The following is a 10,801-nucleotide window of genomic DNA, read 5'->3' as shown; positions in this document are numbered from 1 at the left end:
GCCGTACACATGGTGCCTGAACAACGCCTGCATTGCGGCCGATGTGGCAAAACCCGGCCTGATAAGGGAGATGGAAGCGGGCAAGACGCTCGCGCTGGAGGTTGTCGACCCCAATCTGCTGTCGGTTACCGCCTCGGTGCCGCTTGCTCAGTTCGCCCTTGCTCACAAGGGACCGCCGGCCCAAACGTTCGACCAGCAAATCGACGAATAGCCCGCAGCCGATTTGTCCAACCTAGCGACCACGGGCTCTTTCCACACTCTCAATGAGCGAGGCCGCGGCAAACGGCTTGGTCAAATAGGCGATRCATCCCGATGCGATTGCTGCCGCGCGGCTTTCATGATTGTCGTTGCCGGTGACAAAGACGACCGGCACATGGACCTTCTGCTCCACAAGCCTGCGTTGCAGATCGATTCCAGATTCGCCATCCAGATTGATATCCAGGATGATACAGAACGCCTGCTGAAAGTTGCCATGATTTAGCAGCGCATCGGCGGATTCGAACAGCTTTGCCTCGAAGCCATGCTCCTGCAGCAGCCGCATCATGCTCCTGCGCATGGACGGGTCATCATCCACAACGAAGATGGACTTGCGGTGCGACAAGTGGCCCAACTCCATACACGATACACGGAAAGCTCGGCAGAACACGATGGACTTGCGTGAACGCGTCGGGCGCCTCGAGGCGCAACGAGAGCGCGACGCGAATCGAGCCGACTACGCTGCTCGCGCGCGATCTGCTGTTGTGACAAGGCGCGCTCGATCGCTTCAATCAGCTGCGCCGACGAAACCGGCTTGGTCAGGAAATCCTCGGCACCGGCCTTGATCGTCCGCACCGTCGTCGCGGTATCGGCATGCCCGGTCAGAAACACGATCGGCACGGTCGATCCAAGCTCATGAAGACGCGTCTGTAGATCCGGTCCGGTCAGGCCCGGCATCTGCACGTCGAGGAGGATGCAGCTCTGCAGCTCTTCGCGGGGCAGACGATCGAGCAGGTCCTGCGAGGAGGCATAGGTCGCGACGTCGTAGCCCGCAAGTTTAAGCCGACGCTCGATCGCCGTTCGGAACGAGGCATCGTCGTCGACCACGTGAACAAGGCCAGGCAATGGGCCCTCTCTGTCTCTTGCAACTGCTTTAACGGCTTACCTAGCACAGGGATGGGCCAGAGTGATCTAGCGATCCCGTTAATGCAGAAGTTTTCGCAAGTCAGAGTTTGTGACGCGAAGCTCGATCGGACGCAGGAGCCGCTCTTCTCGTTCCGCGCACCATCCTACCGACCTGTCCCTTGGTACAATGAACCAAGTGACAATGGTGAAGAATACGGCGTTAGTCGTAAATCGCCCCGCGCGGGAGTTGCGACATCGGCGGCACATTTCTCGTGGCGAAATATCAGTCTAGCAGACCAATTCAGCGATCAGTTGAGGAGTTGGCCTATGTTTGTCCGCATCACGACTGAGGTGTCTCCCCGCCCCAATTCGCTCAAAGACCTCGGCATGACGAGCGAGTCAAATCCAATCGTCAGTTTAAACGAATTTACATATAAAAAGGGCACGGAGATCTACGGCGAGAAGGAACCCGCAGATTACGTCTATCAGGTCAGGTCTGGTGCAGTGCGAAGCTATAAACTCCTGTCGGACGGTCGCCGCCAGATTGGCGCTTTCCACCTCGCCGGAGACATTTTCGGACTTGAGAACGGCAAGGAGCATCGGTTCACCGCCGAGGCGATCGTGGATACCACCGTCCGGCTGATCAAGTGGCAAAGCCTGGAGCTGGTTGCGGAGAGCGACGCGATGGTCGCGCGCAACTTGCTCAGCATGACGACGAGCAACTTGCAGCACGCCGAGGATCACATGCTCCTGCTCGGCCGGAAGACGTCGCTGGAGCGCGTCGCCGCTTTCCTGCTCGAAATGGACAAGCGGCTCTCCGGGGTCGACGTCATGGCACTTCCGATGTCCCGGCGCGATATCGCCGATTACCTCGGCTTGACGCTGGAGACCGTCTCGCGGGCGATATCGCACCTTCATGATCTCGGTGTCCTCGGCTTCATCGGCAATACCCAGCGCCAGATCGTGCTGCTGGACCGGCAGCAGCTCGCCAGTCTCGACCTGCAAAACTGAGCGCGACTGCCCTTCGTCAACGTGAGATCACCTGGCGTCCGGCAGTTTGGTCACTCCGAGATCGTCGAGCGTCTTGCGCAAGACCTCGAACAGGACCGCGGTCGACCAGCCGAACATCAAGATGCCGTTCATCGCGGTCATCGGACCCGTCAGCCGCCATGCCTGTATGGGCGTGATGTCGCCGTAGCCCAGCGTGGTGTAGTTGACGAAGGCGAAATAGATCAGGTCGCTGCCGGCAGGCGCAGCACCGACCATGGCATAGGCCAGCGCCCAGACCAGAACCTCCATCGTGTGCGCCACCATCAGCGCCGACGCTGTTGCGACCATGACGGCCATCAGATGCAACCGCGGCCAGCTAGCATATTGCAGCCCGGCGGTGCGGGCGATGCCGATGGCTCCCACGGTCACCAGGGCGTGGATCATGATGTTGATGACACTCACGATCGCGCCGACAAGGAATTGAACCGCCATTGTGTTCGCATGGGCAAGGCGGAAGGCTGTTCATCGCCTCACGCCGAGGTTTCAGTCCATTCAGTTTTTGGGCGTGAACGCGCCCGTCGCCGCCTTCATCGCCGACTCGCCCATGCTCCTGGCCTGATCGGTCAAGGCCTGCATCTGCCCCTGAAAGAATTCGGATTGAAGCTTGAGCGCGTCCTGAACGTCCCTGGCCTGAACGAGCTTGTCGCCAAAGTCGAACGTCGCGCTGGCGTTGCGCTGCATGAAACTGCAAAACTGCTTGGCCTGGTCCGCGATCGGTAACGGCGAGGAACTGAGCCCCCGCTCCAGCAGCTCAAAATACTCCTCATTGGCCTTTCGCAACCGCGCAAGCGCTTCGGTAAGCATTCCGCGGATGTTCTCGGCGGATGGATTGATCTCTGCCATGACAATACTCCCTGTGTTTATGCCGAGAGCCCCCCGAACCAGGCGCCGAAATAGCCGGCGTAGAGGGCCGGCACTTCCAGGTTCATCGAATGTCCGATGTTTGGGACGACCACGAGCCGGCAATCCGGCATTGCCTCGGCCATGGCGCGCAGGTCCGTGGGCGGGATCCAACCATCACATTCGCCCCACAGCACCAGATGCGGATGCCGGATCTCCGACATGCGGCGCTCCAATTCCMTGCTCTCCCGCTCCCGGGTGAGATTGACCGGCGTTCCGATCCAGATGCCTTCGGAGACGCCAAAGGTCTGCTCGATGATCCGGTCGAACAGCGCCTGGATTTCGCCGAGCCCTTCACGGAAGCGCGGAATCGCGTTCGGGGCCATGCTGTCCGGCTCGAACAGCGAGGACGCGGCGGTCGCCATCACGGTCCGCGTCAACTCCTTGCTTGCCATCATCGCCCGGAAGAGACCGATCTGGTCGGCATTGAAGGACATGCCAAGCGGCGTCACGGGATCGAGCGCGAACACCCGCCCGAACCGTTGCGGCTGCATCAAGAGCATACGGGCTGCGATGATACCACCGGTCGAGTGGGTTGCCAGATGGCAAAATCCGATCTCCAGCGTATCGAGCGCCGTCAGCATGTCGTGCGCATGCTGCTGCATCGAATAGTTGGAATAGTCGGCGGCGGGCTTTGGCCGGTCGCTTTCGCCGCAGCCGCGCCAGTCGATCCCGATCACCCGCAGCCCGCTCGGAAACATTGGTGCGGCGAGTTCGATCCAGTCCTTGCTGGCGAGATTGCCGTGGATGAAGACGACGGTGACGTCGCCTCGTCCCCACTCCCGCCAGCCCAGTTCGACGTCGCCCGCGCGCACCCTTGGCATGAACCGACCCTACTTGTTGAGACCGGCCGTCGGCGCCGCACCTGGCGGCGTCGGGGCGACCGGGATGGCCGATGCCACGGCGCCCTTGATCATGCGATCGGTGCCGAGCGGCGATGAGGTGTCGACCGTTCCCTTGGTGACGAAGTCCACGACGTCAGCGGAGTATTCCACCGGATTGTCCGTATGGATGAAGTGTCCGGTCTCCGGATAGATCTTGAGCATGGGCCGGTTGCCTGCGTTGGTCATACGCGTCATGAACGGCGTGATGACGTCGCGTCCGAGATCCGTCAGCCCGTTGAATGCGGGCGTCGGGATAAACGGCTCCTTGTCGCCGAACGCAAGGAAGATCGGCTGCTTGATCTCGGTGAGCCGCTCGTAAAGGTTCTTTGGGTCGTCCTGCTGCAACTCCGCTCCGATTGTGTAGATATCGTAGATAAAGACGTTGCACCACTGCTCCAGCTCCTTCGGATTGCCCTTGGTGAGCCCGACGCGCTGCTCGGTGTGGAAGCGGGCGTACTCGCTGTCGCTGAAGAAATAGCCGCTCTTGGCCGCCGACACCGCACCGGTCTCCGGGTCACGCTTCTTGAAGTAGAAGAAATCGCGGATGTTCTGCTCGTCACGCGCCTTCTCGGCGGCCAGGATTCCGGTCTGGTCCCAGGTCAGCTTCCACTTGTCGAAATCGTGGCCGAAGGCTTCATCGAACAGACGCACCTTCTTGTCCTTGGCGATCGTGATATCGCGCGGATACTCCTCAAGACCGGACGGCGCTTCAAGCGCGAGGGCCTGCACCGCATCCGGCCAGGTCAGGGCATAGCCCATCACAAACTGGCCGCCGAGCGAGTGGCCGAGATAGACCGCCTTCCTGACGCCGAGCTGGTTCACCACGAGGTCATAGATGGCCTCGCGCATGTCCTGCATGGTCCGCGCCGGGGTCTTGTTGAGATTGCCGGGCCCGGACATGCCGTAGTGTGGCAGATCAGGCACGATCACGCGCAAGCCGCTGCGCAACGCATATTGCATGATATTGCCATAGTGACCGCCGAACGCGCCCTTGCCATGGATGATGACAAGCACCTTCGGATTCCTGTCCGTGCCGGCATATTCGTCCATGTAGCCGATCTGCCAGGACATGCCGCTTTTGTCCTTCGTGGTCGCGTATTTGACCGGATAGGGATAGGTCACGGAATCCTTCCAGAACGACTTGCTTGGATCGATATTCGCGGCCACGCCGGGCACGCGATAGTTCTTGTCGTCGAACTTCTGCGCGCGATCGAGCGCCGCGACGTCGTCCATGAAGGCGACGAACTTCGGATCGTTCTTGCGCTGGTTGATGATCGGGAACACCCCGTAGTGCGCGACCGGACTCTCCTGGGCGATCAGGTCCGCGCCGGGTACGCGATCGACCGCCTTCTGGGCCAGCTTGAAGTTCAGCCAGAGATCGTTGGTGATGTGCATCACCAGCGTGCGCGCCTGGATACGGCCGAGGTAGGGATTGATGTTGTGGGTCTCGCCGACCCGGTTGCGCCAGACGAGGTCGACGGCGTCATAGAGCTTGGCGCGATTGGTGACGCTCAAACCGGCCTTCTCGTTCGGGGAATCCCAGTAGAAGATCTCAGGCTGAACTGCGGCCCAGTTCTGGGTCGTGCGATAGGAAAAGTCGTAGCCCGTCATGCCCAGAATCGACCAGCCGAAGGCAACGCCCGGCACCGGATGCTTCTCCTTGGGCTGCTTGTAGTAGTCGCCCTTGGTCGCCTGCCAGACGGGATCGGAGGCGATCGCGGCCGTCATCATCTGGAACGTCCAGTTGCCGACGGGGTCATCGCCGTCCGACTGCGTGGTACCGCCGATCGGCATCAAGGCGCTCACATATTCCGGATGCATCACGCCCCAGACATAGGTCTGCGTTCCGCCCATGGAGACGCCGGCGACAAGTGCCACACGCGCAACCTTCAGCCCGTCGCGCAGCAGGCGGTAGTTGGCCTGGACCATGTCGTAGTAGCTGTACTGCGGAAACTTGATGCCGAGGCCGTCCGACGGCTTGCTGGCACCCCAGGTGCCCAGCGGATCGACCATGATGACGTAGTACTTGTCGGTATCGATTGGCCGGCTCGGTCCGATGATCGGCACGCTGCCGGACAGCGGAGCACCGACGACCCACTGCTCGTACATGTCGGTGGAATCACCAGAATAGTAGGAATTGATCACGACGGCGTTGGTGATCTCGCCGGCGGCGTTGCGCCGCGCATTGCCGATCGCAATATAGGCGGTACGCAGCTTGCCGGCACCGAGTGATTCCAGGGTGACGCCGCCCTCCCCGCCATTCTCCCATTTGGAGGGATTGTCGAGGTCGTACTTGCCGCCGAGACGGAAGTTAGCGATCTCGTACGTCTTTTTCAACTCGTCATGCTTCACCTGCGAGGAACGGCGAGTGAAGGGTTGTGCAACTGCGAGAGCAGTGCCGACCAGCAATACGATCAGGCTGACGAAGCAGCGCTTCAAGATCTCGGTCCCGATCATGACGAACTCCTCCCTGGGCAATTCTAGAAAACGCTAGAAAGGAGGACACCGGGAGCATTGATCTAACTCAATGGAATCCGATCGCCGAGGTTGAGGATCGCAGGCATCAGAACGCCGGTAGTTTTGAGCGATGCCTTTCCTCAGCCACGGCTCATATCGGATACGCTATGAGCTCGACGGGCCGGCGGGCGCGCCCGCCTATGTGCTCGTGAACGGGCTCACGCAATATTCCGAACTGTGGGCCGCCTATCGCGAGGCCCTGCTGGCGCGAGGGTTTCGCGTCGCGACCTTCGACCTGCTGGGACAGGGAGCCTCCGACAAGCCGACGCTCTTTATTAACCAGGACGACCAGGTCGCAGCGCTGCGCATGCTAATCGGCGAGCTCGGCGATGGCCCGATCTTCCTGAGCGGCATCAGTTTTGGCGGGCTGATCGCACTGCGCTATGCCATCGAACATGGCGATCGCATCTCCGGCCTCGTGCCGATGAGCTGCTTCGCCGAGCTGACGCCGCAGCTCCTTCTGCTCGGCAATGCGCTGCGGACCGGGCTGATCCTCGGCGGCACCGGCTACCTCCAGGATCTGCTGTTGCCAATGAACCTGTCTGACCAATGGCTAAAGCCGCTGCTCGACAAGCTCGACAGCGTCAAGCGCCAGGGCTGGCTGGTCAACGACGTCTACGCGCTCCAGAACCTGATGGAATCCTTCCTCGACTTCCAGCCCCTCACCCCGCGCCTGTCCGCGATCTCAGTGCCGACGATGATCCTCAACGGCGAGTTCGACTTCCTGACTCCGCGTCATCTGCACGAAACGCTGCGCGTCGAAATCCCCAACAGCTCGCTGGTGATCATTCCAAGAGCCTATCACGCCTTCACGCTGGAGAAGGGTGTGCTCACCGCCGACCTGCTTGCGCGCTTCGCCGACGACGTGCTGGCAGGCCGCTGGCAGGGCAACCAGGCCGTCTGGATCGCGCCGGAAGAAGCCGGCGGTGAGCTCACGCCATTTCCCGCCGGCTATGATCATTTGCGGGCCATCCCCGTTCGGGCAGCGCCGCCATGAGCAGATTTCTCGGACCGCTCGATTCCGAAGGCCGCGTGCCGCCGCACCAGCAGACACGCGTAGCTGCGTTCCTGATCTCGGCGCACGGCGCCTTGGCGCGGCAATTCGCAATGGCCTTGCCCATGCGTATCGAGGCTGCCTGGCAGACCGAGTTGAACGCGCAATTCTATCGGGAGTCCGAGATCGTCTCGCTCTTGCAACGCACGGCCTCCTGGGTGCCCGACATGGCCCTAGGCTACATGGCGGTTTCCTGGGAAACGGCCTGGTTTCCCAAGCCGATCGAGGGGATAACCAATCTACCCTTGGCCCTGCCGATCGATCTTGCGATGCTGGCCCATGCCGTTCACGCCGGAATCCGCCCGGCGGCCCTGCTGCCGCTAGGCGCGAATGCCAACGATCCCTTCGTGTTCGCATTGCGCCGCATTGAATTCGAGAGCGGCCGGCTCTTGCAGGCGCAAATTCTCTTCCTGAAAGGCGAGAGCCTCGTGCCGTTTCGCGACACCGTGAGCGCGGCGCTTGAGCAGCGCCACGCGGAAGTCCGAAGACTATGGGCGGAAGCCCTTGAGAGCGCCGGCGTCACCACGTGATGCGGGATTGATGACAAGCCTTGACGCAGATCAAAGGAGTGCGCCGACCGCTCGCCAACATCGTCTCATCGTCGCCTTTCTTTGATCGCCTCTGCTGACTGGAGTTCCCATCATGAGGGCCGTTTCCGTCGAAGAAGCCGTTGCGATGATCCCGTCCGGTGCCAGCGTCATGGTCGGCGGCTTCATGGGCGTCGGAACGCCGGAGCGCCTGCTCGACGAGATCGTCCGGCAGAAAAAGGCCGGTCTGACCTTGATCTGCAATGACGCCGCCACGCCCGGCAAGGGCGTCGGCAAGCTGTTCGATGCAGCGCTGGTCTCAAGACTGACCGCAACGCATATCGGCCTCAATCCGAAGGCGCAGCAGCAGATGCTGGCGAACCAGATCGCCGTCGATCTCGTACCGCAAGGCACTTTCGTCGAACGCATCCGTGCGGGCGGATGCGGCCTCGGCGGCGTGCTGACGCCGACCGGCGTCGGAACGCTGGTCGCGGAAGGCAAGCGCCAGATCGAGGTCGACGGCAAGCCGTTCCTGCTGGAGACGGCGTTGCGGGCGCAGTTCGCGCTGGTGCACGCTTTCCTCGCCGACTATCTCGGCAACCTCGCTTACGCACTGACCTCCCGCAATTTCAATCCGGTCATGGCGATGGCCGCGGATACTGTCATCGTCACGGCCGAGAACATCGTCCCCGTCGGCGTGATCGCGCCCGACCACGTCGTGACACCAGCGCCGCTCGTCGACTACCTCATTACGAACGGGTGAGACCATGGATCCGCAAATCATCATCGCCCGGCGGGTGGCCAAGGAGCTGAAGAGCGGCAACCTCGTCAATCTCGGCATCGGCATCCCGACGCTGGTCGCAAACTACGTTCCGCCGGACCTGAAAGTGTTCTTTCAATCCGAGAACGGATTGATCGGCACCGGGCCTATCCCCGAGCAAGGCTTGGCGCATCCGACGCTGACGGACGCCGGCGGCCGCCCGATCAGCGCGCTGCCGGGTGCCAGCACGTTCGACAGCGCGATGTCGTTCGGGTTGATCCGCGGCGGCCATGTCGACGTCACCGTCCTTGGCGGCCTGCAAGTCGATGCGCAGGGCCATCTCGCCAACTGGATGATCCCCGGCAAGATGGTGCCGGGCATGGGCGGGGCCATGGATCTCGTCAGCGGCGCCAAGCGGGTCATCGTCGCCATGCAGCACGCGGCGAAGGGAAAATCCAAGATCGTCGCCAAATGCACGCTGCCGCTGACGTCGGCGCGACCGGTGCACCTGGTCGTGACCGACATGGCGGTGATCGCATTCCCCGACGGCAGGGCCACCCTGCTGGAGACCGCGCCAGGCATCAGTGTCGGCGAGGTCATGGCGGTGACGGACGCCGAACTCGTCGTTCCCGACAACGTCCCGGAAATGAAGATCTGAGCAGGTGACCGACATGCGGACATTCAGCGACTTCGGCGAAATCAAATCCGCCGTGGGCACCGAGATCGGCGTCAGCGACTGGGTCGAGGTGACGCAGGATCGCATCAACCAGTTTGCCGAGGCGACCTGCGACCAGCAGTGGATCCATGTCGATCAGGAGCGCGCCAAGAAGGAAACGCCCGGCGGCACCACCATCGCCCACGGCCTGTTGTCGCTTGCACTTGCACCACTCTTCATTCGATCGGTGATGGGCCTCAAGGGCCTGCGCAACACCCTGAACTACGGCKCGGACAGGATACGATACCTGGCGCCCGTGCCGGCGGGCTCGAAGCTGCGCGGCCGTGTCACCGTCGCCGAGGCGGAGGACGTGCCGCCCGACGGCTTGCGCGTGAACTACCATCTCGTGATCGAGATCGAAGGCGGCAAGAAGCCGGCCTGCGTCGCCGAGTTGATCGCGCTCCACTATCGCTGAGCGGCGCGGAAGACGCGTGCCGGTCTCGTTCAGTCGATGATGTGATAGCCACCGTCGATATACAGCACGCCGCCGGTGATCAGCTTGGCTCCGTCGAGCGCCAGAAACGCCGTGGCATTACCGACATCGTCGACGCTGACGAGGCTGCGCGCCGGCGCCTTCGATTGCGCCTTGTCCATCAGCTCGTCAAATTCGGGAATGCCCGACGCCGCGCGCGTGGCGAGCGGTCCCGGCGAGATCGCGTGCACGCGGATGCCCTTTGGACCTAGTTCAGCGGCAGCGTAGCGAACGGCTGCTTCAAGCGCTGCTTTTGCCACGCCCATGATGTTGTAGTTCTCCACGACCATCTGGCTGCCATAGTACGTCATGGTGAACATCGTCCCGCCGTTCTTCATCAACGGCTCGGCGAGATGCGCCATGCGAAGGAACGACCAGCAGGAGACGTCCATCGTCTTCAGGAAGCCGTCGCGGCCGACGTCCACGACGCGTCCGTGCAGCGCCTCTTTCGGCGAGAAGGCGATCGAGTGCAGCAGAAAATCGAGCTGCCCCCATTCCTTCGCGATCCGCTCGAACACCGTTTCGGTTTGCCCCTCCACCATGACGTCGAGCGGCATGAAGATCGGCGCCTCCAGCGCCTGCGCCAGCGGCTCGACGTGCTTCTTCGCACGGTCGTTCAGGTAGGTGACCGCGAGCTCGGCGCCGAGCGCGCGAAACGCCCTTGCGCATCCCCAGGCGATGGACTGGTCGTTGGCGATGCCGACGATCAGGCCCTTTTTCCCTTTCAGGGCAACCTTGGTATCGGGAAATACGGGAATCATGACACCCTCTCTTGTCTGGGGTTGGTCGATGGCGTGTTGACCAGCAGCGCCAAGGTGTGC

General features: G+C 61.9%; 14 protein-coding genes. 7 read left to right on the top strand and 7 right to left on the bottom strand.

The window, feature by feature from the left end; translation table 11 throughout:
* The coding region (locus AC1D00_RS12085) for an invasion associated locus B family protein (protein ID WP_477010826.1) at window positions 1-211 on the top strand (211 nt) is incomplete at its 5' end.
* A 21-nt stretch (window positions 212-232) separates the two neighbouring features.
* Here AC1D00_RS12085 and AC1D00_RS12080 read toward each other — a convergent pair.
* Both AC1D00_RS12080 and AC1D00_RS12075 read right to left on the bottom strand, forming a co-directional pair.
* Window positions 233-544, bottom strand: coding sequence for a response regulator transcription factor (locus AC1D00_RS12080; RefSeq protein WP_477010825.1), 312 nt, complete (start codon window positions 542-544; stop codon window positions 233-235).
* Window positions 541-1,101 carry a response regulator transcription factor gene (locus AC1D00_RS12075; RefSeq protein WP_477010824.1) on the bottom strand — a complete coding sequence of 187 codons (561 nt, stop codon included), beginning with the start codon at window positions 1,099-1,101 and terminating at the stop codon, window positions 541-543. The genes AC1D00_RS12080 and AC1D00_RS12075 overlap by 4 nt, the downstream gene beginning before the upstream one ends.
* A 327-nt stretch (window positions 1,102-1,428) precedes the next feature.
* Between AC1D00_RS12075 and AC1D00_RS12070 the strand changes: the two genes are divergently transcribed.
* A complete protein-coding gene (locus AC1D00_RS12070) occupies window positions 1,429-2,112 on the top strand; it encodes a helix-turn-helix domain-containing protein (RefSeq protein WP_135178382.1) in 684 nt (227 codons plus the stop codon).
* A 27-nt stretch (window positions 2,113-2,139) separates the two neighbouring features.
* On the opposite strand, the gene AC1D00_RS12065 is transcribed toward AC1D00_RS12070, so the two are convergent.
* The 4 genes from AC1D00_RS12065 to AC1D00_RS12050 are packed head-to-tail and all read right to left on the bottom strand — an operon-like array spanning window position 2,140 to window position 6,392.
* Entirely contained in the window at window positions 2,140-2,583 is a 444-nt protein-coding gene (locus AC1D00_RS12065; protein WP_477010823.1) for a potassium channel family protein, read from the bottom strand.
* Between the two features lie 60 nt (window positions 2,584-2,643).
* A complete protein-coding gene (locus AC1D00_RS12060; protein WP_477010822.1) occupies window positions 2,644-2,994 on the bottom strand; it encodes a phasin in 351 nt (116 codons plus the stop codon).
* 17 nt (window positions 2,995-3,011) lie between these two features.
* The gene (locus tag AC1D00_RS12055) at window positions 3,012-3,875 is read right to left on the bottom strand and encodes an alpha/beta fold hydrolase (protein WP_477010821.1); all 864 of its coding nucleotides are present in this window, start codon (window positions 3,873-3,875) and stop codon (window positions 3,012-3,014) included.
* A 9-nt stretch (window positions 3,876-3,884) separates the two neighbouring features.
* Window positions 3,885-6,392 (bottom strand): alpha/beta hydrolase, encoded by a 2,508-nt coding sequence (locus AC1D00_RS12050; RefSeq protein WP_477010820.1) that lies wholly within the window; start codon window positions 6,390-6,392, stop codon window positions 3,885-3,887.
* Window positions 6,393-6,522: 130 nt separating this feature from the next.
* On the opposite strand from AC1D00_RS12050, the gene AC1D00_RS12045 reads away from it, so the two are divergent.
* The 5 genes from AC1D00_RS12045 (at window position 6,523) to AC1D00_RS12025 (ending at window position 9,923) form a co-directional block, all read left to right on the top strand.
* Window positions 6,523-7,449, top strand: a complete 927-nt coding sequence (locus AC1D00_RS12045) for an alpha/beta fold hydrolase (RefSeq protein ID WP_477010819.1) — start codon at window positions 6,523-6,525, stop codon at window positions 7,447-7,449.
* Window positions 7,446-8,036, top strand: a complete 591-nt coding sequence (locus tag AC1D00_RS12040) for a hypothetical protein (RefSeq protein WP_477010818.1) — start codon at window positions 7,446-7,448, stop codon at window positions 8,034-8,036. The genes AC1D00_RS12045 and AC1D00_RS12040 overlap by 4 nt, the downstream gene beginning before the upstream one ends.
* A 112-nt stretch (window positions 8,037-8,148) precedes the next feature.
* Entirely contained in the window at window positions 8,149-8,796 is a 648-nt protein-coding gene (locus AC1D00_RS12035) for a CoA transferase subunit A (RefSeq protein WP_135178388.1), read from the top strand.
* Window positions 8,797-8,800: 4 nt separating this feature from the next.
* A complete protein-coding gene (locus AC1D00_RS12030) occupies window positions 8,801-9,451 on the top strand; it encodes a 3-oxoacid CoA-transferase subunit B (protein WP_477010817.1) in 651 nt (216 codons plus the stop codon).
* 13 nt (window positions 9,452-9,464) lie between these two features.
* Window positions 9,465-9,923 (top strand): MaoC family dehydratase, encoded by a 459-nt coding sequence (locus AC1D00_RS12025; RefSeq protein ID WP_477010816.1) that lies wholly within the window; start codon window positions 9,465-9,467, stop codon window positions 9,921-9,923.
* A gap of 29 nt (window positions 9,924-9,952) precedes the next feature.
* On the opposite strand, the gene fabI is transcribed toward AC1D00_RS12025, so the two are convergent.
* Window positions 9,953-10,741 carry an enoyl-ACP reductase FabI gene (gene fabI / locus AC1D00_RS12020; protein ID WP_477010815.1) on the bottom strand — a complete coding sequence of 263 codons (789 nt, stop codon included), beginning with the start codon at window positions 10,739-10,741 and terminating at the stop codon, window positions 9,953-9,955.
* Window positions 10,742-10,801 lie beyond the last annotated feature (60 nt).

The organism is Bradyrhizobium sp. P2_E8, from assembly GCF_056403875.1.
The sequence above is the reverse complement of the archived record's forward strand: the minus strand, read 5'-3'. Positions and strand labels throughout refer to the sequence as shown.

What these genes read in the sequence shown, in the direction of transcription:
- AC1D00_RS12070 (WP_135178382.1), top strand. Translation starts at nt 1,429, where the DNA reads ATGTTTGTCCGCATCACGACTGAGGTGTCTCCCCGCCCCAATTCGCTC.
- AC1D00_RS12065 (WP_477010823.1), bottom strand. Translation starts at nt 2,583, where the DNA reads ATGGCGGTTCAATTCCTTGTCGGCGCGATCGTGAGTGTCATCAACATC.
- AC1D00_RS12060 (WP_477010822.1), bottom strand. Translation starts at nt 2,994, where the DNA reads ATGGCAGAGATCAATCCATCCGCCGAGAACATCCGCGGAATGCTTACC.
- AC1D00_RS12050 (WP_477010820.1), bottom strand. Translation starts at nt 6,392, where the DNA reads ATGATCGGGACCGAGATCTTGAAGCGCTGCTTCGTCAGCCTGATCGTA.
- AC1D00_RS12045 (WP_477010819.1), top strand. Translation starts at nt 6,523, where the DNA reads ATGCCTTTCCTCAGCCACGGCTCATATCGGATACGCTATGAGCTCGAC.
- AC1D00_RS12040 (WP_477010818.1), top strand. Translation starts at nt 7,446, where the DNA reads ATGAGCAGATTTCTCGGACCGCTCGATTCCGAAGGCCGCGTGCCGCCG.
- AC1D00_RS12035 (WP_135178388.1), top strand. Translation starts at nt 8,149, where the DNA reads ATGAGGGCCGTTTCCGTCGAAGAAGCCGTTGCGATGATCCCGTCCGGT.
- AC1D00_RS12030 (WP_477010817.1), top strand. Translation starts at nt 8,801, where the DNA reads ATGGATCCGCAAATCATCATCGCCCGGCGGGTGGCCAAGGAGCTGAAG.
- fabI (WP_477010815.1), bottom strand. Translation starts at nt 10,741, where the DNA reads ATGATTCCCGTATTTCCCGATACCAAGGTTGCCCTGAAAGGGAAAAAG.